The organism is Klebsiella sp. KE9456 (genome assembly GCF_043832615.1).
Lineage (GTDB): Bacteria > Pseudomonadota > Gammaproteobacteria > Enterobacterales > Enterobacteriaceae > Klebsiella > Klebsiella indica.
Genome location: NZ_JBDYQK010000008.1, coordinates 178,511 through 201,273, shown reverse-complemented (window position 1 = coordinate 201,273; position 22,763 = coordinate 178,511). Strand labels below are relative to the sequence as shown.

Sequence of the window (22,763 nt, the reverse complement as noted above, 5' to 3'; positions counted from 1 at the left end):
GCAGTATCAGCTGACCGGGAAACTCATCAGAACGGAAACAGTACCGGAATCAGCAGTACGCACACCACCATGACCAGTATAGTGAACGGTACGCCGATCTTCACAAAATCGCTGAATGTGTACTTACCGGGCCCCAACACCAGAGTATTCACCGGAGAAGATACCGGTGTCATAAACGCCGCCGATGCGGCCATAGCCACCACCATCGCAAAAGGATAAGGCGATACGTCCATCGACCTGGCCGCCGCCAGCGCAATGGGCGCCATCAACACCGCGGTCGCGGTATTTGAAATAAACAAACCTATCGCCGCACACATCACGAACAGGCATGCCAGCATCAGATAGGGACCTTTGCTGCCCGCCACGTCCATCAAACCTCTGACAACCAGGTCAACACCACCTGTTTTCTGCAACGCCAGCGCAAACGGCATCATCCCGACAATCAAAATAATACTCGGCCAGTGAATCGCTTTATACGCGCTCTCAGCATTAATACAGCGAAATTTGCCCATCAATAAACAGGCGATGATTGCCGCGATTGGATTGGGGATCTCGTCGGTAAGCATGAGTGCGACCATCAATACCAGGCAGAATATTGCATGTGGCGCCTGGCTGTGCGCAGGAGAGGCATCGTTGACTTCAATTGGCATATTCAACACCACGAAGTCGCGCCCTCGTTTAGCCAGTGCGGCAATCTGTCGCCAGTTGCCCACAACCAGCAGAATATCGCCGAGCTGTAGCGCTTCATCAATGACCGCGCCATCAATGGCCTTACCGTCTCGCTTTAAGCCCACGATATTGAGATCAAAACGGGTACGAAAGGCGATCTCACGTACCGTCTTGCCCACCAGTTCGGAATCCGGAATAAGGGAAACTTCCGCCATCCCCACATCCAGCGCCTGATCGGAAAAATATTCGCCTCGCAGCACCATGGGCTCCAGCATTTGCTCGCCGCAGAACTGGCGTAAATCCACGTCCGAGGCGGACATATCAATCAGCAGAACATCGCGGGCACGGAATTCTGATACCCCATTAACGTTAACAATTACTCGCCGAAAGCGCCTCCAGCGCTCAACGCCGATAACGTTAGCCCCGTAACGTTCGCGAAGCTTCAGGTCATCCAGGCGCTGGCCAATCATCGGCGAACCGGGACGAATCGCCAGGCGGCGCGCCCTGCCGGTCAGATGGTAATCCTTGATTAAATCACGAAAAGTGCTCCGTTTACGGCCGTCGCGCACCTGCTCGCCCTCTTCTCCTTTCAGCATAAAGCGCATTACCAGCATATAGAGAATGCCCAGCACCAGTACCACCAGGCCGATTGGCGTCACGCTGAAAAAGCCGAATCCCTGCAACCCTTCACGCAACATCTCACTATTGACCACCAGGTTAGGCGGCGTGGCGACCAGCGTCATCATCCCGCTAATCAGCCCGGCGAAGCTGAGCGGCATCATCAACCGCGAAGGCGAGGTATTCATGCGCATTGAAACGCTAAGCACCACCGGGATAAAAATGGCTACCACGCCCGTCGAACTCATAAAGGCGCCCAGCCCGGCGACGGTCAGCATTAAAAAAACCAGCATTTTTGTTTCGCTGTTACCGGCCACCTTCACCAGCCAGGCCCCCATTTTGCTGGCGACTCCGGTGCGTACCAGACCATCGCCGATGATAAACAGCGCGGCGATAAGGATAACGTTGGGATCGCTAAACCCCGAGAAAGCCTCGCTAAGGGTTAGCGTATTGCTGAGGATAAAAGCGACAATCACCAACAATGCGATAGCGTCCATGCGTACTTTCCCGGTGGCAAAGAGCACGACGGCTACGGCAAGCAGAGATAACACCCAGATCAATTCACCGTTCACAACTTATCCTTGTCCGAAAATAGAGTCGAAAGTTTGGCATAAAAATGCCCCGTCAACGCGGGGCCAAATCATGAGATTAGTCTTTTAGAATAACATTCACATTGCCGTCAGGAAGACGCTCGATCGCCAGGCTCTCAAGCGTCGTTAGCACCAGATCCGCTTCATCAAGACGCGGCGCGTCGGCGGGGACATTCACCGCAATCGTACGGCAACCCGCAGCCAGACCGGAGAGCAGCCCGGCGGGGGCATCTTCCACAACGGCGCACTGTTCCGCCGCCAGACCCAACAATTCAGCGCCCAGCAGATAAGCGTCCGGCGCGGGTTTTCCATGCTTAACACGCTCGGCGGTGACAAAAACGTTGGCGTCTGGCAGACCTGCCGCACGATGGCGGGCATGGGCGACAGGTATCGAACCTGAAGTCACAATTGCCCAGGGAATGCCTGCTTTGTCCAGAGTATTGAGCAATGCGATCGCTCCGGGCAGCGCCGTAACGCCATCAGTATCCGTCGCTTCGACCTTTTCCAGCCAGGCAAACTCAGCCTGAATCTCCTCTTCGCTACGCCCCGGGAGAAAATGACGCAGCGACGTTATCGCCTGTTTGCCATGAATGAAGCTCAGCACGTCATGGTGGGCAATGCCGAATCGATCCGCCCACCGACACCAGGAACGCTCTACCACCGGCAACGAATTAACCAATGTCCCGTCAAGATCAAACAGGAACCCCTTACACTGCACGGCAACCTCCATCAGGCATTGATGATTTGATTAATTTCATTACTGCTTAAGTGATACTGACGTGGGCAAGCGTGCCAGGTACTCAGCATACGCTGGTATTTTTCCCACATTGGCGTCTGGGAGTTGAAGCCATGCGTCCCGGCATCAAAATGGCTGTAGCGCCCTTCAACATTAACCATAAAACGCACATATCCGAGATAGCGCGCTTCAGTGGCCACATCAAAGCCAAGGAAAGTTACCCGACGCTCATCAATGCCACTGGCGTCCTTCAGGTTAGTCCAGGAGACATTCAGCGCATGATACATCTCCATAATATCAATGATGGTACGGCAAGTTTCCTCGGTAAGCTGGCCAAACTCGCGATCAAGCTCGCGCATCTGCAACCCATATCCACGCTCAATGATGGTCTGTAGACGGCGGTAACGCTCGGCGTTGTCCGGGTCGAGCATCGTCATCATCTTGTACTGATTCGACAAAATCAGACGTTGCGCATTGGTCATTTCCATTTTTGACTCCTGTAGCACTTTACGGCGTGAAAAAAGAAGGCGCATAAATTATGCGCCTTCTTTTATATGCGTTTTCCTGATCCAATTACAAATCATCAAGGAAAGTTTTATCCAGTTGTTTGAAGGCACGCTTAAGCGTGTCAGCTAAAGCCTGATAATCAGGCTTACCATCGACAGGCGTCAGCGCCTGACCCGCCTCTTGCAATTTAACCCGCACTTCGTAAAACCAGTTCAGCACCGACGGCGGCAAAGGGGTGACCGAACGCTTACCAAGCCACCATAACCCCTGCATCGGCAGGCTCAATGCGAACAGCGCGGTAGCCACCGCCGGCCCCAACTGGCCGCCGAGCGCAATTTGCCAGCACAGCGTGAAAACCGCTACCGGCGGCATAATGCGGATCGCATAGCGAGTCGCGCGAATAATGCGATTTTCGATAAATACCGGGGCAAGGCGTTTATCCAGAGGCCAGGTCTTTGCATAGTGCTGCCCGTGGCGAAACAGACCAAAAAAACTCACAGGGCGTTTCTCAGAACCAGACATGACTCACCTCAACTTTACATGTAAAACTTAAAAAATTTGTGCAAAACACCAACTATGCATGACAACGTTCAAAAGATTTTGGCAATGGATGCGTCAATCAGGTATTCTGTGCGCACCTGAAGGGGCGGTTAGACCCTTTTACCAGGTTAGTAAAATTATCGCATATTCTGCCATTGGCTGAAAATCAGGCAAATGGCATAAAATCAAATGTACTTCTCTCATCGTGCCCTAAAACAGTACAAGGCATGATGTTAATCATAAATGTCGATGTCATCCTGCGCTACGCTTTGTGACATTCTGACGTTTTTTTTAGCCACGTATCATCATAAAGGTACTTCCATGTCGAGTAAGTTAGTACTGGTTCTGAACTGCGGTAGCTCCTCACTAAAATTTGCTATCCTTGACGCCCTCAACGGCGACGAATACCTGTCCGGTTTAGCCGAATGCTTCCATCTCCCGGAAGCGCGTATCAAATGGAAAATGGACGGCAGCAAACAAGAGGCTGATTTAGGCGCTGGCGCCGCTCACAGTGAAGCGCTTAACTTTATCGTTAACACTATTCTGGCACAAAAACCAGAGCTGTCTGCGCAGTTGACCGCAATTGGCCATCGCATCGTTCATGGCGGCGAGAAATACACCCGTTCCGTCGTGATCGATGACTCCGTCATTCAGGGGATCAAAGACGCCGCGTCTTTCGCTCCGCTGCATAACCCGGCGCACCTGATCGGTATTGCGGAAGCGCTGAAGTCATTCCCGCACCTGAAAGAGAAAAACGTTGCCGTATTCGACACCGCTTTCCATCAGACGATGCCGGAAGAGTCTTACCTCTACGCCCTGCCGTACAGCCTGTACAAAGAACACGGCATACGCCGCTACGGCGCACACGGCACCAGCCACTTTTATGTGACTCAGGAAGCCGCGAAAGTTCTGAACAAACCGGTTGAAACGCTGAATATCATCACCTGCCACCTGGGTAACGGAGGCTCTGTTTCCGCTATTCGTAACGGGAAATGCGTTGATACCTCCATGGGGCTGACCCCGCTGGAAGGTCTGGTTATGGGAACCCGTTCAGGCGATATCGACCCGGCAATCATTTTCCATCTGCACGATACGCTGGGCATGAGCGTTGACGCGATCAACAAAATGCTGACTAAAGAGTCCGGCCTGCTCGGTCTGACCGAAGTCACCAGCGACTGCCGCTATGTTGAAGACAACTATCAGGAAAAAGCGGATGCTCGCCGTGCAATGGACGTTTACTGTCATCGTCTGGCAAAATACATCGGTTCCTACACCGCGCTAATGGAAGGTCGTCTCGACGCGGTTGTGTTTACCGGTGGTATCGGCGAAAACGCGGCGATGGTTCGCGAGCTGTCCCTCGGCAAACTTGGCGTACTGGGCTTCGAAGTTGATCACGAACGTAACCTGGCCGCCCGTTTCGGCAAATCTGGCTTCATCAACAAAGAAGGCACTCGCCCGGCCGTTGTCATTCCGACTAACGAAGAACTGGTTATCGCGCAAGACGCCCACCGTCTGACCGCCTGATTCCACACCGCCAGCTATAACCCTAAATAATTCGAGTTGCAGGAAGGCGGCGACGCAGAGAATCCCCAGGAGCGTACGAGTAGTACGTGACTGGGGTGAGCGACAAATCTGTCCGGAACAGATTTGAACGCCGTGTAGCGGCGACCCGTAAGGGAGAGGCTCATGGATGAGCCGAGTAACAAAGCCAACGCACATGTAACTTGAGTATGACGGGAAGCTGGTGGTGTAGTTTTGTATCCCGCCTGATACTGGCGGTAACGAAAGAGGATATATCGTGTCCCGTACAATCATGCTAATCCCTACCGGAACCAGCGTAGGCCTGACCAGCGTCAGCCTCGGTGTTATCCGTGCCATGGAACGTAAGGGCGTTCGTCTGAGCGTCTTTAAACCAATCGCGCAACCACGTGCCGGTGGCGATGCGCCTGACCAGACGACAACCATCATTCGCGCGAACTCCGACCTTCCGGCCGCAGAACCGTTGAAAATGAGCCACGTCGAGTCCCTGCTCTCCAGCAATCAGAAAGACGTGCTGATGGAAGAGATCATCGCCAACTACCACGCCAACGCTCAGGACGCGGAAGTGGTGCTGGTTGAAGGTCTGGTGCCAACCCGCAAACACCAGTTTGCCCAGTCGCTGAACTACGAAATCGCCAAAACGCTGAATGCGGAAATCGTCTTCGTGATGTCCCAGGGCACCGATACGCAGGAACAACTGAAAGAGCGCGTTGAGCTGACTCGTAGCGGTTTCGGCGGCGCAAAAAACACCAGTATTACCGGGGTTATCGTCAACAAACTGAACGCGCCGGTTGACGAACAGGGCCGCACTCGTCCTGACCTGTCGGAAATCTTCGATGACTCTTCCAAAGCAAAAGTCGTGAAGATCGATCCCGCTCAGTTGCAAAGCGGGAGTTCATTGCCGGTTCTGGGCGCAGTGCCGTGGAGCTTTGATCTGATCGCCACCCGTGCGATCGATATGGCTCATCACCTGAATGCCACCATCATCAACGAAGGCGATATCAATACCCGTCGCGTGAAGTCAGTCACTTTCTGTGCGCGTAGTATCCCGCACATGCTGGAGCACTTCCGCGCCGGCTCTCTGCTGGTGACCTCCGCTGACCGTCCTGACGTGCTGGTCGCCGCCTGCCTGGCGGCGATGAATGGTGTGGAAATCGGCGCAATCTTGCTGACCGGCGGCTACGAAATGGACGCGCGCATCAGCAAATTGTGCGAGCGCGCATTTGCTACCGGCCTGCCGGTATTCATGGTCAATACCAATACCTGGCAGACCTCTCTGAGCCTGCAGAGTTTCAATCTGGAAGTACCAGTTGACGATCACGAGCGTATCGAGAAAGTTCAGGAGTACGTAGCTAACTATATCAATGCCGACTGGATTGAATCCCTGACCGCCACCTCCGAGCGCAGCCGTCGTCTCTCCCCGCCCGCCTTCCGTTATCAGCTCACTGAGCTGGCGCGTAAAGCAGGCAAGCGCGTTGTTCTGCCGGAAGGTAACGAACCGCGCACCGTTAAAGCCGCGGCAATCTGCGCCGAGCGCGGTATCGCAACCTGCGTGCTGCTGGGCAACCCGGATGAGATCACCCGTGTTGCCGCCTCTCAGGGCGTTGAACTGGGTACCGGTATCGAAATCGTCGACCCGGAAGTGGTGCGCGAAAGCTATGTTGCCCGCCTGGTCGAACTGCGTAAGAACAAGGGCATGACTGAAGCCGTCGCCCGTGAGCAACTGGAAGATAACGTGGTTCTCGGCACGCTGATGCTGGAACAGGACGAAGTTGATGGTCTGGTATCCGGCGCGGTGCATACCACCGCCAACACCATTCGTCCGCCGCTGCAGTTGATCAAAACCGCACCGGGTAGTTCTCTGGTCTCCTCCGTGTTCTTCATGCTGTTGCCAGAACAGGTTTACGTTTACGGCGACTGTGCGATCAACCCGGATCCGACCGCTGAGCAACTGGCTGAAATCGCAATCCAGTCCGCAGACTCTGCCGCTGCCTTCGGCATTGAGCCGCGCGTGGCGATGCTTTCCTACTCTACGGGTACCTCTGGTGCAGGTAGCGATGTAGAGAAAGTACGTGAAGCGACACGCCTGGCGCAGGAAAAACGTCCTGATCTGATGATCGACGGTCCGCTGCAGTATGATGCTGCGGTTATGGCTGACGTCGCGAAATCCAAAGCGCCGAACTCTCCGGTTGCCGGTCGCGCTACCGTGTTCATCTTCCCGGATCTGAACACCGGTAACACCACTTATAAAGCCGTACAGCGTTCTGCCGACCTGATCTCCATCGGGCCAATGCTGCAGGGGATGCGTAAGCCGGTGAACGACCTGTCCCGCGGCGCGCTGGTTGACGATATCGTCTACACCATCGCCCTGACCGCGATTCAGTCTGCTCAGCAGCAGTAAGCTAAAAGACCCGGCTGCAGCGCTGACCGGGTCTATCGTTTTACAGGCCGAATTCGCGAAACGCGACCCGGCAAAAATGGCGACCATATAGCAGGGTCGCCATTTTATTTACAGTAGCTCTCGTGCCGCCGAGACTATATCATGCGCCGTGAGGCCATACTCCTTCTGCAAAAAGTCCTGCGTCCCCACCTGACCATAACGTTCTTTTACCCCCACGCGACGCATCGGTACCGGACAGGTTTCCACCAGTACTTCCGCCACCGCCGAACCCAGTCCGTTATGGATACTGTGGTTTTCGCAAGTCACGATACGCCCGGTTTTCTCGGCGTAGTTTTTCACCAGCATGCGATCGATGGGTTTCAGGGTAAACATATCAATCACTGCCGCGCTCACGCCTTCCTGCGCAAGCTGACGACTCGCTTCCAGCGCCTCCGACACCATAATACCGTTGGCAATCAGAGTGATATCATCCCCTTCACGCAGAACATTACCCTTACCGATGGTAAAGGTTGACCCCGGTGCATACACGCTCGACGCCTGCTTGCGAATCGTGCGTACCCAGTAGAAGCCGTCAAGATCGATAAGCTGACGCAGTATATCCTCAAACATCACTGCATCAGTCACTTCCAGCACTACTGAATGTGCCAGACCGCGCACAATTCCCATATCTTCAAAAGACATGTGGGTGCCGCCATTATGGCACGCGGTAATACCGGCATCCGAGGCGATCACCTTGACATTATTGCGCTGATAATCCAGTGACATAAATAGCTGGTCAAAACAGCGCCGACTGGCGAAAGCGGTAAAGGTGTGCACAAACGGTTTACGCCCGGTCAACGCTAACCCGGCAGCAGTGCCAATCACGTTAGCTTCCATAATACCGCAGTTGATGACGTGCTGTGGGTAATCCCGCGCCACGCCGTCCATCGCCATGGAGCTCATCAGGTCCGCTTCGAGGGCGATAATCGGGCGACCAGCTTCGATTTGCCGGGTGACGAATGCGGCATAAATTTTGCGCATCTCCGTTGCGTCTTTTTGTCCCGCTGGTGCAACCTTAATCATGCTCAGCCTCCCGTTGGCGAATGAACTCGTTTAGCGTCTCTTTCATCTCTTTCGTCAGACGCAAATGATGACTATTACTGAGCTTCTCAAGATACGGCACGCCCTGCCCTTTAATGCTGTCCAGGATCACCACGCGCGGACGCGCGTCCACCGGCGGAACGGGTTGCGCTGCAGCCAGCAGCCCGGGTATGTCATCGCCTTTGACGGTAACAACATCGAAACCAAAGGCGCGGAATTTATCTTCCAGGTTGAAAGCGCGAATAATTTCATCCAGCTTGCCGTCAAGCTGTAGCTTGTTCCAGTCAACAAACACCGTCAGATTATTCAGACGGTGGTGGGCAATGAACTGGAACGCTTCCCAGCACTGGCCTTCATTCAGTTCGCCATCGCCGACGATGCAAAATACTCGATTCGCGCGTCCCGCCAGCTTATGGGACAACGCCATCCCGCCAGCAATAGAAATCCCTTGCCCCAATGACCCCGTCGTCGCATCCACACCGCGCGTTTTCAGCCGGTCCGGATGGCTTGGCAAGCGCGTACCATTCTGATTAAGCGTACTCAGTTCCTCTATCGGGAAATATCCCTTAATCGCCAACGTACTGTAGAGCGCCGGGCCAGCATGGCCTTTTGATAACACAAAATAATCACGCTCTGGCCAGTCCGGATCCGCCGGGTCGATTTTCATCACCGCGCCGTACAGCACGGCCAGCGTTTCCACTACTGACATGCTGCCGCCATAGTGCCCGAAACCAAGATTGGTCAGCGATTTCAGGGTGGCGAGACGAATATTACGCGCCAGTTCAGTCACTTCTTTCACATTCATGATTTAGCTCCGGTGTTCTCCTGCGCGCTACCGCCCACAGATTTCTTTTTCGCCAACACGTTGTAGACAACCAGCAGCGCGAACAACACGACAACAAGGCCGGTAATGGCAAGCGGCGACAGGTAGCGGGCCAGATTCCCCAGCACAATACCCACGGCGCCAAAATCAGCATCTGAGAAGGTGGTATTGGCAAAACCAATCGCCCCCAGTACAGGCAACAACAGCACCGGCAGGAAAGTGATCAGCAGCCCGTTAGCGAACGCGCCGATCATCGCGCCGCGCCGTCCACCGGTGGCATTGCCAAACACGCCGGCTGTCGCGCCAGTAAAGAAATGCGGCACGACGCCCGGTAGAATCAGGACCCACTTAAATTGCCCGCAGAGGAACAGCCCCACTAATCCACCGAGGAAGCTAAACAGAAAACCAATCAGCACCGCATTAGGCGCGTAGGGATAGACCACCGGACAGTCCAGCGCCGGACGCGCGTTAGGCACCAGCTTTTCCGAGAAGCCGGTAAAAGCCGGTACAATTTCCGCCAGAATCAGGCGAACCCCCTGCAGAATGATAAATACCCCGGCAGCGAAGGTAATCGCCATAATGATGGCGTATACCAGATAGTTCTGACCGCCGCTGAAGGTGCTTTCAACATATTCACGCCCTGCGCTGACCGCCATAATCAGGTAGATAATCATCATGGTCAGGGAAATAGAGATAGAACTGTCACGCAGGAAACTCAGGTTCTTCGGCAGATTCATCTCTTCGGTTGAACGCGAGCCTTTACCGCAGACGCTGCCGATCCAGCCCGACAGGACGTAACCCAGCGTGCCAAAGTGGCCGAAAGCAATATCATCCGTACCGGTAATACGCTTCATATAGCGCTGCGCCAGGGCCGGGAAGAACGCCATTACCAGTCCGAGGATCAGTGAGCCGGTAAATACCAGTCCCACGCCGTCGAATCCCGCCACGGTAAGAATGACGCCAATCATACAGGCCATATAGAAAGTATGATGTCCGGTCAGGAAGATGTATTTCAGGCGCGTAAAACGTGCAACCAGAATATTCGCCACCATCCCGAATGCCATAATCAGCGCGGTTGAAGCGCCATACTTCTCAAGGGCAATAGAAACTATCGCTTCATTATTCGGAATAATGCCCTGAATATTAAAGGCATGTTCAAACATTCCTCCTAACGGGTTCAACGAGCCAACGAGTACCGTCGCCCCGCCCCCCAGAACAATAAACCCTAATATCGTTTTAATTGTTCCCTTCACAACATCGGAAAAAGATTTTTTTTGCGCCACAAGGCCAATTAACGCAATTAATCCGACGAGTATTGAGGGAACTTTGAGAATATCAACAACAAAATTCAGCGTTTCAAGGATAAACATATCCGCCTCGCTATAAATAGTTATTGTTTAGCAAACCAGGCACGCAACTGCGCTTCGAGTTCGTTAATATCGATGATGTTGTTAATCACCACCAACTGGCTTTCCGGCACGCTGGCGCTGGCGGCGATATCTTTCGCCATCACAAACAAATCCGCCGCCCCTGGTGTTGCCGACGAAAGATCGGAGTGTTCCACTTCAGCCTCTATTTCGAGCTTTTTAAGGACTTTTTTAATATTCATCTCAACCATAAAACTACTGCCCAGGCCAGAACCGCAAATTGCCATAATTTTCATTGTTATCACCTTTTTTGGGTAGAGTACGTTCGCATCACGCAGGCGCGTAATGGGTAGAAATCAGATATTAAAATCAGGTCAGAAGCGCGCGATTATTCTTTTTATCTCCTCCAGGCTCGTTGCCTGATGTAATTTATGCATATCTGCCTCACTGGAAAATAGTTCGGCGAGGTCAGCAATCATTTCGATATGACTATGTTTATCCGGTGCCGCAAGCATAATGATAATATCAACCGGATCGAACTCTTCGGCGCCAAACGACACTCCCTGTTCCAGTTTCAGTAACGATAACCCTAAACCTTTCGCCCCCTCCTCTGGTCGCGCATGCGGCATCGCCAGACCTGGCGCCAGTACATAATACGGCCCCAGTTGATGGTGTTGCGCAATAATGGCCGCCACATATTCAGGCACAATAACGCCAGCTGCAAGCAGCGGGCGGGCGCACATCTCCAGCGCCTGCGGCCAGCTTTCTACACTCTGCCGCAGCGTAATCGTGGCATCTGAGAGCCATGTCTTCAGCATTTTTCCCCTCATCTTTTAACAAAAAAGATGAGCAAACTGTAGGCAAGCGGACAATAGTTATCTGCGATAAAGTTCACAAAGATAGCGCTACCAAAAGAGAATATGCAAAATTGTGATAGCGCTATCAATTCCGGTTGGTTGCATGAAAAGACGCTAAAAAAGCCCGTTTAAGGGGTATACTCCGTGACAGGTGAAGCAATGGATGATAATAAAAAGCGTCTGTTTAGCAGGAATATGTATGTCTCTAACCCGAAAACGGCGTAGCACCGGTAAGGTGACGATCGCCGATGTTGCTCAACTGGCTGGTGTAGGTACGATGACCGTCTCTCGCGCTCTTCGTACGCCCGAACAGGTTTCCGATAAGCTACGAGAAAAAATCGAAGCGGCGGTGCAGGAGCTCGGGTACATGCCTAATCTTGCCGCCAGCGCGCTGGCATCGGCCTCCTCAAGAACCATTGCCATGGTAGTACCCAATCTTGCAGAGGCGGGCTGCTCAGCAATGTTCGCCGGGCTGCAACAGGTATTACAACCCGCAGGTTATCAAATTATGCTGGCGGAATCGCAGCACCGTCTTGAGCAGGAAGAAAAATTGCTCGAAACGCTACTGGCCTCTAACATCGCCGCCGCCATTCTGCTTAGCGTTGAACACAGCGATACGGTGCGCCACTGGCTGAAAAACGCCTCAATTCCGGTGATGGAAATAGGCGCGATGCGCGCCGATCCTATCGACATGAATATCGGCATTGATTACGTGGCGGCGATGTTCGAGCTTACGGAAATGCTCATCCACCGCGGTTATCAGAATATCGCCCTGCTGTGCGCCAATCAGGAACAGTGGATTTTTCAGCAGCATTTACATGGGTGGTATAAAGCCATGCTGCGCCACCATATGTCCCCCAACCGGGTAATTAACGCCGCGCTGCCCGCCAGTTTTTCCACTGGCGCATCACAGCTCGCGGAATTTGTGCTGGCCTGGCCGGAGCTCGACGCGCTGGTTTGTGTTTCCGATGAGCTGGCATGCGGGGCGCTGTATGAGTGCCAGCGTCGACACATCAAAGTGCCTGATGATTTAGCCATCGTCGGCTTTGGGGATAGCGATGTCAGCCGGGTCTGTCAGCCGCCATTGACCACTATGGCGGTACCGCATCAAAAAATTGGCATCGAAGCCGGGAAAACGCTTCTGGAACGCCTTAATGAGGGAAACTGGCGCGACAGAAAACCTATCGCCTCCAGATTATGCATGCGGGACAGCTGTTAACGGCTACTCCGCCTGCGGCCGATGACAAAGCGGTATCGGATAATGTGCTCGCATTTGCGCCTGATGCGGCCTGCACGACCTTCAGCATTCGCGATGCAGGCTCGCGCAGGCGCCGCCGGGCGATTCGAAAAGCGCGCACGTTGTCAGTAATGCGTAGCGGCGGCTACTCCGCCTCTTCCTGTTTTTCGGCTTTCGCTGACTCATTATTGGCATTACGGGTCATCCACAGCGCCAGCGCCTTTAATGAATCGGGGGTGAACTCATCGCAGCGGGCGGTGATCTCTTCCGGAGTCAGCCAGCACACTTCACTCACTTCCTCTTCCTGCAGCGCGAAAGGCCCATGTGATACACAGCTAAACAGCGCGCCCCAGACGCGGCAGTGTTTATCTTCGTAGTAGAACTGACCGTGGTCGGCAAACGGTACGCCAGCAATACCCAGTTCCTCTTCCGCTTCACGGCGCGCGGACTCCAGCATTTGTTCATCAGCCTGCACCACGCCGCCGGCGGTCGCGTCCAGCATCCCCGGATGGAAATCCTTCGTTTCGGTACGACGCTGCACAAGTATTTTGCCCATCCCATCATGAACAACAATATAAGTCGCCCGGTGACGCAGGCACTCCGCACGCATTTGTTCACGGCTGGATTGCGCTATCACTTCATTGTTTTCATTAACAATATCGACCCACTCTGTGCTTGCCAAATGATTCTGTTCCGCCATCAGAAAACCTTACTTTTTAAAGCGCTCTCGCGGCGCGTCTATATGGTTGAGGGGTAAATTACGGGTAAATCGCGACCTCTGCAATAACCTGATTATCATCGAGTGCTAAAACCTGCAATTGCCCCCCATTCAGGAAGCCGTAGCTGGGGGCAAATCCCCCTTTAGGGATGCTGACCGAGCCGGGATTGAAGAGAAAAATGTCGTCGCGCTTCTCGGCAACCGGAATATGAGTATGACCATAAGCCAGCACATCGCCAGCGGCAAGCGGAGGCAAATTATCCGGGCTATACAGATGCCCGTGCGTCAAAAACAGGCGCGTTCGCGCGCTCAATACCTGCTGCCAGGGGGCGGTAATGGGGAAATGCAACAGCATCTGATCAACTTCGCTATCGCAGTTGCCGCGCACGGCAATCACCCGTTCCGCTACGCCATTTAGCTTCTCCGCAACCCGGGCAGGGGCATACCCTTCAGGCAGAGCGTTACGCGGCCCGTGATTCAGCACGTCGCCAAGGATCACCAGCCACTGCGCACCGCGTTGTGCGAACAGTTCAAGAACGCGCTCAGTTGCGGGCAGAGAGCCGTGGATATCCGATGCAAACATCAGCTTCATACATTCCATCTCCACGCATTACGATGCGCCTATAATAGCGGAACTGCCAGGGCTTATCAGCCAGCATGTTTGCCCGACAGTGTGAGGAAGCGCTGAACCGACGCCCGTTGCCACTGGAAAGCGGCGTAGTCAGCCAGCGCGCCAGGGACATCATCGCCGTTCAGGACCAACCGGTTGATCATCAACGCCAGGTCGCTATCGGCAACAGACCATTCGCCAAACAGATTCTGCTGGCCGTGGGCCAGCAAGCCGCTGGCGATTTCAAACAATTTTTCAGCGCTTCTCCGTCCGGCTTCACTCAGCGGCGGTTTCTTCGCGCCGGCAAACACCACGGTCGTCGGACGCTCTTCACGAATCGGCATCAGGTCGCTACGGAGCCAGGCCTGCACCTGACGCGCCCGCGCGCGCTTTTGCAGGTCATGCGGATAAAGTCGCTCCCACTCCGGCGGCGCGAAACGCTCATCCAGATATTCAGTAATTGCGGAGGATTCACTCAGGGAGAACGCGTCGACGTCCAACAACGGGACGCGACGGGTCGCAGAGTACCCCTTCCAGCCGCTCTGTAAGTGTTCTCCGCAATTAAGATTGACGGTTTTCAGCGTAAAAGGCAGGCTTTTTTCCCGTAGCGCAACATATACTGACATCACGTACGGCGAAAAAAAATCGGCATCAGACCACAGGGTAATGACGGGCTGGTTCATGGTGTCCTCAATAGCGAATAGGTCAGGGTACAAGAATCAACATATCCTGTCTTTCAGAGGATGTCACCGACGCCGCCATAAGGATTCTGCCTGAACCACTTGAGAGAGGTGAAATCGATAACAGACCCGGCACGTCAGCCAAATCGGGCGCCTTCGCCTATACTCGAAAAGTTTGCGCGCAATAACGGCGGGAGATGCCATGATCGATCTTTACTATGCCCCCACCCCCAATGGCAATAAAATCACGCTTTTCCTCGAAGAAGCGCAGCTAGCCTATCGCCTGATTCGGGTAGATATCAGCAAGGGAGAACAGTTTCGTCCGCAATTTCTCGCTATCTCACCGAATAACAAGATCCCGGCGATCGTTGATCACGCCCCCGCCGACGGCGGTGCGCCGTTAAACCTGTTTGAATCCGGAGAGATCCTGCTGTATCTGGCAGAAAAAACCGGCAAGCTACTGAGCGGTGAACTTCGCGAGCGTCACGTTACGCTGCAATGGCTATTCTGGCAGGTTGGCGGTTTGGGGCCGATGCTCGGGCAGAATCACCACTTTAATCATTTTGCCCCGCAGGCGGTTCCCTACGCCATTGAGCGCTATCAGGTGGAAACGCAACGTCTGTATGGCGTCCTCAACCGACGTCTTGGAGAGAGTCCCTGGCTTGGCGGAAACCACTACAGCATCGCCGATATTGCCTGCTGGCCGTGGATTAATGCCCATCAGCGTCAGCGCATCGATCTGGCAAATTTCCCGGCAGTACACAACTGGTTCGAGCGTATTCGCCAGCGTCCTGCCACCGTTGAAGTGCTCATGAAAATACAAGCCAATTAACCCTCTGCTCGCCAGCGCTGCTTTGATGTATGATTGCGGAAATTACTACACGGAGGAAGCCTGCAATGTCTCAACCAGACGCCATTATTCGAATTAAGAACCTGCGCCTGCGTACTTTTATTGGAATTAAAGAAGAAGAAATCGCCAACCGCCAGGATGTGGTGGTCAACGTCGCTATCCACTACCCGGCGGATAAATCCCGCAACAGCGAAGATATTAATGATGCGTTGAACTACCGCACGATCACCAAGCGCATCATTAGCCATATTGAGAATAACCGCTTCTCCCTGCTGGAAAAATTAACGCAGGATGTGCTCAATATCGCATGCGAACATCACTGGGTTACCTATGCTGAAGTAGAGATCGATAAACTGTACGCATTGCGCTATGCCGATTCAGTATCCATGACCATGAGCTGGCGACGGTAAGCGCATCTTAGGAGGCAGTATGAAAATTCTGCTTACTGGTGGCACCGGCCTGATTGGCCGACATCTTATCCCCCGGCTATTAGCGCTGGGGCATGACGTAACGGTTTCAACGCGCAGCCCTGAAAAGGCGAAAACCCGGCTCGATTCGCGCGTCACTCTGTGGCGCGATTTCGAAGGGCAGACAAATCTCAACGGCGTTGACGCCGTCATTAACCTGGCTGGCGAACCTATCGCCAATAAACGCTGGACGGCAGAGCAAAAGCAGCGACTGTGCCACAGCCGCTGGGATATCACGCAAAGACTGGTCGCGCTGATTCATGCCAGCGACACGCCGCCAGCGGTGCTGATTAGCGGTTCCGCTGCCGGATATTACGGCGACCTCGGCGAAGTGGTGGTGACCGAAGAAGAGCCGCCGCATAACGAATTTACGCATAAACTGTGCGCCCGCTGGGAGCAGATCGCCTGTGAAGCGCAAAACGAGCAGACCCGGGTCTGCCTGCTGCGCACCGGCATCGTGCTGGCGCCGCGAGGCGGTATTCTGGCCAAACTGACGCCAGCGTTTAAGCTCGGCCTCGGCGGCCCGATTGGCAGCGGCAGACAATACATGGCGTGGATCCACATTGACGATATGGTCAACGGCATTTTGTGGCTACTGGATAATGACCTGCGCGGCCCGTTTAATATGGTCGCTCCCTACCCGGTGCGCAACGAACAGTTTGCCCACGCGCTGGGTCATGCGTTGAACCGCCCGGCGATCTTCCGCGTCCCGGCTGCGGCTATCCGGCTGCTGATGGGAGAATCTTCCGTGCTGGTGCTCACCGGTCAGCGCATGCTGCCAAAACGGCTTGAAGCCTCCGGATTTGGCTTTCGTTGGTATGAGCTGGATGAAGCCCTGGCCGATGTGCTGAGCTAGTTCAACGCCCCTCATTTGGTCGGAACGTTATCCAGCAGCAATCGTTTTTGCAGTGGGTTAGGCGAAAATGGCATATGTTTAGTTTTCGCCCATTTTTAGCTTAGTGGCCTGTTCCGTTCACTAGAAATACGAGGGTCTTCGTTATATCCACCGCCTGTGACCGGCTTCACCTGGCGGCCAGTTATGGGTGCGGGCCTGCGTTCTCGCCAGGTTTCCAGATGCACGGCCCCCTTGCGGTGAGCCTGGGCTAACGCTGATGACAAACCGGCATCACATATTGTGCCGTTTTCGTGTCGGGTGGCGGATCACGCCTTACCCGACCTACAAAACCAGCAATATCATAAAGTTATGTATTCCACGCAGGCCTGCGCAAGCGAAGCGCCGCCGGGCAATGCGAAAAGAACGCGCGTTATCAGCAATCTGAGCTGAAGCTGTAACTCTCCCGCCGCTGTAGCGCATAAAAAACCGACGCTATTGTCAGCCTCAAAATCGCCTCAGGCGTTCGCCTGACCGCCACTTAACCGAACCGCGCACTCCGGCTGACGGCCCCTTAACTGACCCGCATGACTACTTCAACGAACCTTTCAGGAACTGCTGCAGGCGCTGACTTTTTGGGTTACCGAAGACCTCGTCGGGATGCCCTTCTTCTTCAATCTTCCCCTGATGAAGGAAAATCACGTGTGAAGAGACATGTCGGGCAAACCCCATTTCATGAGTCACCACGACCATGGTTTTCCCCTCTTCCGCTAACTGTTGCATAATACGCAATACCTCGCCCACCAGTTCCGGGTCGAGGGCCGATGTCGGTTCATCAAACAGCAACACCTCCGGCTCCATCGCCAGCGCACGAGCAATGGAAACGCGCTGCTGCTGGCCACCTGAAAGGTGTACCGGGTATTTACTCTGCTGGCGCTCATCAATACCCACTTTTGCCAGATATTTCACCGCCCTGTCGCGCGCGTCCTGTTTGCTCAATCCCAGCACCTGAATCGGAGCCTCCATGACGTTTTCCAGCACCGTCATGTGGCTCCAGAGATTGAAATGCTGAAACACCATTGTCAGTCGGGTACGCAGCAGACGCAGTTGGTTCTTGTCTGAAACCTTCAACTGGCCATCTTTATCACGAACCAGGCCAATATTTTGCCCGTTAACGACAATCGTGCCTTCACTGGGTTTTTCGAGAAAGTTAATACAGCGCAAAAAGGTGCTTTTACCGGAACCTGATGAACCAATAATACTGATTACGTCCCCGGCTTCCGCCCGCAGCGAGACGCCTTTCAGCACCTCCTGTTCGCCGTAACGTTTATGCAGATCGATTACATTTAATTTATTGTCGGACATGGCGTTCTCAGTGCGTCGAAGAGGGTTTGATATGCTGCAGCCAGCGCTTTTCCGCCTTGCGGAACAAGCTAATCAGCACATACGAGATAATTAAATACAGCACAGCGGCAATACCGAAGGCGGTAAACGGCTGGTAAGTTGCCGAGTTGATATCACGGGCGATTTTCAGCAGATCCGGCACCGTAGCGGTAAAAGCCAGCGCGGTGGAGTGCAGCATCAAAATCACTTCGTTGCTGTATGCAGGCAGAGCGATGCGTAGCGCGGAAGGCAAAATAATGCAGCGATACATTTTGACCGCTGAAAAACCATACGCCCGCGCCGCCTCAATCTCTCCGGCTGGCACCGAGCGAATCGCTCCGGCGAAAATCTCCGTGGTATACGCGCAGGTATTTAGCGTCAGCGCCAGCACCGTACAGTTGAGGCCGCTGCGAAAGAACGCGTTCAGCAGTTCTGTTCCTTTGACGATTTCCAGCGTGTACATCCCTGAATAGAACACCAGCAACTGCACATACAGTGGCGTACCACGAAAAATGTAGGTAAACAGCCAGACAGGAAACTGAATGTATTTATTGCTTGAGACACGGCCAATAGCGAGAAAAACCGCCAGAATGCCTCCCATCACCACCGAAGAAATCAGCAACCAGAGCGTAATCGCCACGCCGGTAAACCGGTAGCCATCGGTCCACAACAGGGATTTCCAGTACTCCTGAATAATTTCAATCACAGGTCAGCCCTCTTCACGCCTACAGAATAACGGCGTTCGAGCATCAGCAGCACACCATTGGAAACCGTGGTAAATACAAGATAAATCAGGCCGCAGACGATAGCGAAATAGAAAGGCTGCCAGGTACTTTTACCAGCCAACTGCGTCGCCTTCACCACATCTTCGAGTCCCAGCAATGAAACCAGCGCGGTGGCCTTGAGGATCACCTGCCAGTTGTTGCCTATTCCAGGCAGCGCAAAGCGCATCATCGCCGGGAATAAGATGCGACGAAAGGTTTGCCCGCCGCTGAAGCCAAAAGCTGTCGCTGCTTCGATATGGCCTTTCGGCACCGCCAGAAAGGCGCCACGAAAAGTTTCGGTGAAATAGGCGCCATAAATAAAGCCCAGTGTGATAATCCCCGCCACCATCGGGTCGATATCAAATTGCGCCAGGCCAAGTGCGTCTGTCACGCTATTAAGCGCAATCTGCAATCCGTAAAAAATCAGCAGCATCAGCACCAGATCGGGTACGCCGCGGATTAAGGTGGTGTAACCTTCAGAAATTAGCGCCAGCGCACGATTGTTGGAAAGTCTGGCCCCGGCGCCTGCCAGACCAATGAGCACCGCCAGAACAACCGAACTTAACGCCAGCTCAAGGGTGACCAGCGCGCCCTGAAATATAACCTGAGAAAACCCGTACAGCATGCTGTCTTACCCTGTCTGTCATCGACCATCGCGCGCCAAATGACGCACGATGGGGTACGCAAGATGGTTAGTCTCCGTACACGTTAAAATCAAAATATTTCTTCGCCAGCTTGTCGTAGGTGCCGTCTTTACGCATCTCGGCAAAGGCTTTATTCAGTGCTTCTCGCAGTTCGTTGTCCTCTTTGCGCAGTCCCATACCGGTACCGACGCCAAACAGCTTCTCATCTTTAATCGACGGACCGCCAAACTGATAATCTTTGCCGATGGGTTGTTTGAGAAACCCTTCGCTGGCGGCCACTTCATCCTGGAACGCGGCATCAATGCGTCCGGCTGTCAGGTCTGAATAAATATTGTCCTGCCCCTGATAAGAGACGATCTCAATGCCTTTCGGCGCCCAATATTCATTACCGTAGGTTTCCTGCGTTGTTCCTTGCAGCACGCCCACACGTTTACCTTTCAGCTTATCCAGATCGGGGGTGATATCACTCCCCTTTTTCACCACCAGACGAGAATCTGCCGCGTAAAGTTTATCGGTAAAGGCAATTTGCTTCTGACGTTTTTCCGTGATCGAAAGCGAGGACATGATGGCATCGATTTTCTTCGCTTTTAAGGACGGGATCAGCGCATCCAGCGGGTTTTCAATGAAGGTACATTTTGTATTAATGCGCTTACACAGCTCTTTTGCCAGATCAATGTCAAAACCCACTAATTCGCCCTGCGCATTTTTTGATTCAAACGGGGCATAAGTCGGATCGGTACCGATGCGAATTTTTTGCGGAATTGCTGCATATACGGCGGAAACGCTGGAAAGCGCCAGCGCTAAAGAGAGAGACAACGCCAGTTTTTTCATAACTATCCTCAACAGACTGTCATTCTAACGGGTTTATTAGAAGCACTTACACCAGTTATCGTGCCATTATTCGCCCCGATAAGGCAAAACATTCTGCGCCAGAAAGGAAATCTTTTCGCACCAGAAACGCGTAACTATGCAATTTTATCGTGCAACGAGGCCATCTTGCGCACCATGATGGTTCAAAAAAATCACTCACGCACCAATAAAGAGCAAGACGGTTCCACATGGCCCGGCATTCCGGGCCTGCGGGCGTCTTAGTCACCATATACATTAAAATCGAAGTATTTCTTCGCCATCTTGTCGTAGGTACCGTCTTTACGCATATCGGCCAGTGCTTTATCAAACGCCGTCTTCAGCTCGGTATCGTCTTTACGCAACCCGATACCGGTACCATCACCAAAATATTTTTTGTCTTTAACGGAGGGGCCGGCAAAAGCAAAATCTTTACCGGCGGGCTGCTTGAGGAAGCCTTCGCTGGCGGCGACTTCATCCTGAAATGCGGCATCCAGACGGCCAGCGGCAAGGTCTGAATAAATTAAATCCTGATTCTGATAGGCGATCACATCGACACCATGATTGCGCCAGTATGCATTTCCATAAGCTTCCTGCGTGGAGCCCTGGAGTACGCCGACATGTTTACCTTTCAGGGATGCCAGCGTCGGTCGAATCGGCGAACCTTTGGCGGCAATCAGTCGGGAATCCGCCGCGTAAAGCTTGTCAGAAAACGCGATCTCCTGCTGACGCTTTTCAGTAATCGACAGCGAAGAGATGATAGCATCGATTTTCTTGGCCTTCAGCGACGGGATCAGCGCGTCAAAGTCGCTGCCCACCCAGGTACATTTAACTTTGATACGCGAACAGAGTTCATTGCCCAAATCGATATCAAAACCCACGAAATCCCCTTTCGCATCCTTTGATGAAAAAGGCGCATAGGTGGGGTCTGTGCCAATGCGAATACTCTTCGGCAGCGCAGCGAATGCGCTGGAAACGCTGCAAATTCCCATCATTAAAGAGAGAGCCAGGACCGTCTTCTTCATAGGTTACCCTTAAGTGTCGTGATATTGTTATGCGATGCGTCGTCTTGTTATTTGTACTGCCGACAAATTCCTGCACATTTTATGCCATTTTCACAATGACTACAGAAAACAACGTTAAATTTGTTAATTAAAGGTTGCGTATTTGTCTTAAAGGGAAAGATACCAGCAATAACGGATAAACCGCAGCGCCAGAACGCAAAAAAGCAAATTAAATATCGGGGATTTGATCGGGACGACAAAATTGCACCACAAGAGCACACTCACGGATGCATTGCACTTATTTAGTGCAATCCTGTGCGCCCTGCCAGCGGGTGAAAAGATCCTGTGGAAGGGTAATATCAAACTGATCGATAACGCGATTAACCGTCTGGTTAATCACATCGTCAAGGGTTTGCGGGCGATGATAGAACGCAGGCACCGGCGGCATGATCACCGCGCCCATTTCCGCCGCCTGGAGCAGTAAACGCAGGTGACCGGTATGGAACGGCGTTTCCCGCACGCACAGCACCAGAGGGCGGCGCTCCTTGAGCACCACATCCGCAGCCCGGGTCAACAAACCATCGGTATAACTATGCACAATGCCGGACAGGGTTTTCATCGAACACGGCAGGATCGCCATCCCGGCGGTTTTAAACGAACCGGAAGAGATACTGGCGGCAATATCGCGAACATCGTGAACCACATCGGCTAACGCCTGCACTTCACGCAGTGAAAAATCCGTTTCCAGCGCCAGCGTCTGCCGTGCAGCCTGACTTACAATAAGGTGAGTTTCGACATCAGACACATCGCGTAAAACCTGGAGCAATCGCACGCCATAAATTGCGCCGCTGGCGCCGGAAATACCAACAATGAGTCGCTTCACGGTAATTGCTCCTTCTTACACAGTGGCGCAAACTTTGCCGGATTATCCTCTCTAACGCAACAGCATAACGTTGCGATGGATGATGAATCACCAAAAAAATGGCCCGCGCTCTTACGAG

24 protein-coding genes are annotated in these 22,763 nt (G+C 53.3%); 6 read left to right on the top strand and 18 right to left on the bottom strand.

Annotated elements, in window-relative coordinates; translation table 11 throughout:
• Window positions 1–26 precede the first annotated feature (26 nt).
• The 4 genes from ABK821_RS10565 to yfbV all read right to left on the bottom strand — a co-directional run bounded on the left by ABK821_RS10565 (window position 27) and on the right by yfbV (window position 3,642).
• Window positions 27–1,859 carry an SLC13 family permease gene (locus ABK821_RS10565; RefSeq protein WP_142502323.1) on the bottom strand — a complete coding sequence of 611 codons (1,833 nt, stop codon included), beginning with the start codon at window positions 1,857–1,859 and terminating at the stop codon, window positions 27–29.
• Window positions 1,860–1,935: 76 nt separating this feature from the next.
• Window positions 1,936–2,595 (bottom strand): sugar phosphatase, encoded by a 660-nt coding sequence (locus ABK821_RS10560; RefSeq protein ID WP_138361377.1) that lies wholly within the window; start codon window positions 2,593–2,595, stop codon window positions 1,936–1,938.
• A gap of 11 nt (window positions 2,596–2,606) precedes the next feature.
• Window positions 2,607–3,101, bottom strand: coding sequence for a YfbU family protein (locus ABK821_RS10555; RefSeq protein ID WP_138361378.1), 495 nt, complete (start codon window positions 3,099–3,101; stop codon window positions 2,607–2,609).
• 85 nt (window positions 3,102–3,186) lie between these two features.
• Window positions 3,187–3,642, bottom strand: coding sequence for a terminus macrodomain insulation protein YfbV (gene yfbV, locus ABK821_RS10550; RefSeq protein ID WP_138361379.1), 456 nt, complete (start codon window positions 3,640–3,642; stop codon window positions 3,187–3,189).
• 339 nt (window positions 3,643–3,981) lie between these two features.
• Here yfbV and ackA point away from each other — a divergent pair, with 339 nt between their 5' ends.
• Together ackA and pta are read left to right on the top strand one after the other, a co-directional pair.
• The gene (ackA, locus tag ABK821_RS10545) at window positions 3,982–5,184 is read left to right on the top strand and encodes an acetate kinase (RefSeq protein WP_138361380.1); all 1,203 of its coding nucleotides are present in this window, start codon (window positions 3,982–3,984) and stop codon (window positions 5,182–5,184) included.
• Window positions 5,185–5,458: 274 nt separating this feature from the next.
• Entirely contained in the window at window positions 5,459–7,600 is a 2,142-nt protein-coding gene (pta, locus tag ABK821_RS10540) for a phosphate acetyltransferase (RefSeq protein WP_138361381.1), read from the top strand.
• Window positions 7,601–7,708: 108 nt separating this feature from the next.
• Here the strand turns inward: pta and ABK821_RS10535 are convergent, their stop codons facing one another.
• From ABK821_RS10535 to ABK821_RS10515, 5 genes are all read right to left on the bottom strand, one after another.
• Entirely contained in the window at window positions 7,709–8,662 is a 954-nt protein-coding gene (locus tag ABK821_RS10535; protein ID WP_142502325.1) for a transketolase family protein, read from the bottom strand.
• Window positions 8,655–9,485 (bottom strand): transketolase, encoded by an 831-nt coding sequence (locus ABK821_RS10530; RefSeq protein ID WP_138361383.1) that lies wholly within the window; start codon window positions 9,483–9,485, stop codon window positions 8,655–8,657. The genes ABK821_RS10535 and ABK821_RS10530 overlap by 8 nt, the downstream gene beginning before the upstream one ends.
• Window positions 9,482–10,873: a PTS ascorbate transporter subunit IIC gene (locus tag ABK821_RS10525; protein ID WP_138361384.1), complete on the bottom strand. Its 1,392-nt coding sequence runs from the start codon at window positions 10,871–10,873 to the stop codon at window positions 9,482–9,484. The genes ABK821_RS10530 and ABK821_RS10525 overlap by 4 nt, the downstream gene beginning before the upstream one ends.
• 20 nt (window positions 10,874–10,893) lie before the next feature.
• A complete protein-coding gene (locus ABK821_RS10520) occupies window positions 10,894–11,166 on the bottom strand; it encodes a PTS sugar transporter subunit IIB (RefSeq protein ID WP_138361385.1) in 273 nt (90 codons plus the stop codon).
• Between the two features lie 78 nt (window positions 11,167–11,244).
• Window positions 11,245–11,688 carry a PTS sugar transporter subunit IIA gene (locus ABK821_RS10515; protein WP_138361386.1) on the bottom strand — a complete coding sequence of 148 codons (444 nt, stop codon included), beginning with the start codon at window positions 11,686–11,688 and terminating at the stop codon, window positions 11,245–11,247.
• Window positions 11,689–11,926: 238 nt separating this feature from the next.
• On the opposite strand from ABK821_RS10515, the gene ABK821_RS10510 reads away from it, so the two are divergent.
• Entirely contained in the window at window positions 11,927–12,946 is a 1,020-nt protein-coding gene (locus ABK821_RS10510; RefSeq protein ID WP_343178240.1) for a LacI family DNA-binding transcriptional regulator, read from the top strand.
• A gap of 163 nt (window positions 12,947–13,109) precedes the next feature.
• Here ABK821_RS10510 and yfcD read toward each other — a convergent pair whose 3' ends face one another.
• The 3 genes from yfcD to yfcF are packed head-to-tail and all read right to left on the bottom strand — an operon-like array spanning window position 13,110 to window position 14,975.
• The gene (yfcD, locus tag ABK821_RS10505; RefSeq protein ID WP_138361388.1) at window positions 13,110–13,664 is read right to left on the bottom strand and encodes an NUDIX hydrolase YfcD; all 555 of its coding nucleotides are present in this window, start codon (window positions 13,662–13,664) and stop codon (window positions 13,110–13,112) included.
• A gap of 58 nt (window positions 13,665–13,722) precedes the next feature.
• Window positions 13,723–14,274: a phosphodiesterase gene (gene yfcE, locus ABK821_RS10500; RefSeq protein ID WP_138361389.1), complete on the bottom strand. Its 552-nt coding sequence runs from the start codon at window positions 14,272–14,274 to the stop codon at window positions 13,723–13,725.
• A gap of 56 nt (window positions 14,275–14,330) precedes the next feature.
• A complete protein-coding gene (gene yfcF / locus ABK821_RS10495) occupies window positions 14,331–14,975 on the bottom strand; it encodes a glutathione transferase (RefSeq protein WP_343178239.1) in 645 nt (214 codons plus the stop codon).
• 199 nt (window positions 14,976–15,174) lie between these two features.
• On the opposite strand from yfcF, the gene yfcG reads away from it, so the two are divergent.
• From yfcG to ABK821_RS10480, 3 genes are all read left to right on the top strand, one after another.
• Window positions 15,175–15,804 (top strand): GSH-dependent disulfide bond oxidoreductase, encoded by a 630-nt coding sequence (gene yfcG / locus ABK821_RS10490; RefSeq protein WP_343178238.1) that lies wholly within the window; start codon window positions 15,175–15,177, stop codon window positions 15,802–15,804.
• A gap of 65 nt (window positions 15,805–15,869) precedes the next feature.
• A complete protein-coding gene (gene folX, locus ABK821_RS10485; protein WP_138361392.1) occupies window positions 15,870–16,232 on the top strand; it encodes a dihydroneopterin triphosphate 2'-epimerase in 363 nt (120 codons plus the stop codon).
• A 19-nt stretch (window positions 16,233–16,251) separates the two neighbouring features.
• Window positions 16,252–17,145, top strand: a complete 894-nt coding sequence (locus ABK821_RS10480; RefSeq protein WP_138361393.1) for a TIGR01777 family oxidoreductase — start codon at window positions 16,252–16,254, stop codon at window positions 17,143–17,145.
• Between the two features lie 567 nt (window positions 17,146–17,712).
• Here ABK821_RS10480 and hisP read toward each other — a convergent pair.
• From hisP to ABK821_RS10450, 6 genes are all read right to left on the bottom strand, one after another.
• Complete coding sequence (gene hisP, locus ABK821_RS10475) at window positions 17,713–18,486, bottom strand: histidine ABC transporter ATP-binding protein HisP (RefSeq protein ID WP_138361394.1); 774 nt, start codon at window positions 18,484–18,486, stop codon at window positions 17,713–17,715.
• Between the two features lie 7 nt (window positions 18,487–18,493).
• Complete coding sequence (locus ABK821_RS10470) at window positions 18,494–19,210, bottom strand: ABC transporter permease (protein ID WP_138361395.1); 717 nt, start codon at window positions 19,208–19,210, stop codon at window positions 18,494–18,496.
• Window positions 19,207–19,893 (bottom strand): histidine ABC transporter permease HisQ, encoded by a 687-nt coding sequence (locus ABK821_RS10465; RefSeq protein WP_138361396.1) that lies wholly within the window; start codon window positions 19,891–19,893, stop codon window positions 19,207–19,209. The genes ABK821_RS10470 and ABK821_RS10465 overlap by 4 nt, the downstream gene beginning before the upstream one ends.
• Before the next feature lie 67 nt (window positions 19,894–19,960).
• Window positions 19,961–20,743 (bottom strand): histidine ABC transporter substrate-binding protein HisJ, encoded by a 783-nt coding sequence (hisJ, locus tag ABK821_RS10460; protein ID WP_138361397.1) that lies wholly within the window; start codon window positions 20,741–20,743, stop codon window positions 19,961–19,963.
• A gap of 257 nt (window positions 20,744–21,000) precedes the next feature.
• On the bottom strand, window positions 21,001–21,783 hold the full coding sequence (argT, locus tag ABK821_RS10455) for a lysine/arginine/ornithine ABC transporter substrate-binding protein ArgT (RefSeq protein WP_138361398.1): 783 nt from the start codon (window positions 21,781–21,783) through the stop codon (window positions 21,001–21,003).
• 277 nt (window positions 21,784–22,060) lie between these two features.
• On the bottom strand, window positions 22,061–22,645 hold the full coding sequence (locus ABK821_RS10450) for a UbiX family flavin prenyltransferase (protein ID WP_138361399.1): 585 nt from the start codon (window positions 22,643–22,645) through the stop codon (window positions 22,061–22,063).
• Window positions 22,646–22,763 lie beyond the last annotated feature (118 nt).

Bases quoted from the DNA above. Each gene is read 5' to 3' on its own strand.
- yfcF (WP_343178239.1), bottom strand. From the start codon at position 14,975: ATGAACCAGCCCGTCATTACCCTGTGGTCTGATGCCGATTTTTTTTCG.
- ABK821_RS10530 (WP_138361383.1), bottom strand. From the start codon at position 9,485: ATGAATGTGAAAGAAGTGACTGAACTGGCGCGTAATATTCGTCTCGCC.
- ackA (WP_138361380.1), top strand. From the start codon at position 3,982: ATGTCGAGTAAGTTAGTACTGGTTCTGAACTGCGGTAGCTCCTCACTA.
- ABK821_RS10465 (WP_138361396.1), bottom strand. From the start codon at position 19,893: ATGCTGTACGGGTTTTCTCAGGTTATATTTCAGGGCGCGCTGGTCACC.
- hisP (WP_138361394.1), bottom strand. From the start codon at position 18,486: ATGTCCGACAATAAATTAAATGTAATCGATCTGCATAAACGTTACGGC.
- argT (WP_138361398.1), bottom strand. From the start codon at position 21,783: ATGAAGAAGACGGTCCTGGCTCTCTCTTTAATGATGGGAATTTGCAGC.
- yfbV (WP_138361379.1), bottom strand. From the start codon at position 3,642: ATGTCTGGTTCTGAGAAACGCCCTGTGAGTTTTTTTGGTCTGTTTCGC.
- ABK821_RS10480 (WP_138361393.1), top strand. From the start codon at position 16,252: ATGAAAATTCTGCTTACTGGTGGCACCGGCCTGATTGGCCGACATCTT.
- ABK821_RS10515 (WP_138361386.1), bottom strand. From the start codon at position 11,688: ATGCTGAAGACATGGCTCTCAGATGCCACGATTACGCTGCGGCAGAGT.
- folX (WP_138361392.1), top strand. From the start codon at position 15,870: ATGTCTCAACCAGACGCCATTATTCGAATTAAGAACCTGCGCCTGCGT.
- ABK821_RS10510 (WP_343178240.1), top strand. From the start codon at position 11,927: ATGTCTCTAACCCGAAAACGGCGTAGCACCGGTAAGGTGACGATCGCC.
- yfcE (WP_138361389.1), bottom strand. From the start codon at position 14,274: ATGAAGCTGATGTTTGCATCGGATATCCACGGCTCTCTGCCCGCAACT.
- ABK821_RS10555 (WP_138361378.1), bottom strand. From the start codon at position 3,101: ATGGAAATGACCAATGCGCAACGTCTGATTTTGTCGAATCAGTACAAG.
- yfcG (WP_343178238.1), top strand. From the start codon at position 15,175: ATGATCGATCTTTACTATGCCCCCACCCCCAATGGCAATAAAATCACG.
- ABK821_RS10520 (WP_138361385.1), bottom strand. From the start codon at position 11,166: ATGAAAATTATGGCAATTTGCGGTTCTGGCCTGGGCAGTAGTTTTATG.
- ABK821_RS10525 (WP_138361384.1), bottom strand. From the start codon at position 10,873: ATGTTTATCCTTGAAACGCTGAATTTTGTTGTTGATATTCTCAAAGTT.
- yfcD (WP_138361388.1), bottom strand. From the start codon at position 13,664: ATGGCGGAACAGAATCATTTGGCAAGCACAGAGTGGGTCGATATTGTT.
- ABK821_RS10535 (WP_142502325.1), bottom strand. From the start codon at position 8,662: ATGATTAAGGTTGCACCAGCGGGACAAAAAGACGCAACGGAGATGCGC.
- hisJ (WP_138361397.1), bottom strand. From the start codon at position 20,743: ATGAAAAAACTGGCGTTGTCTCTCTCTTTAGCGCTGGCGCTTTCCAGC.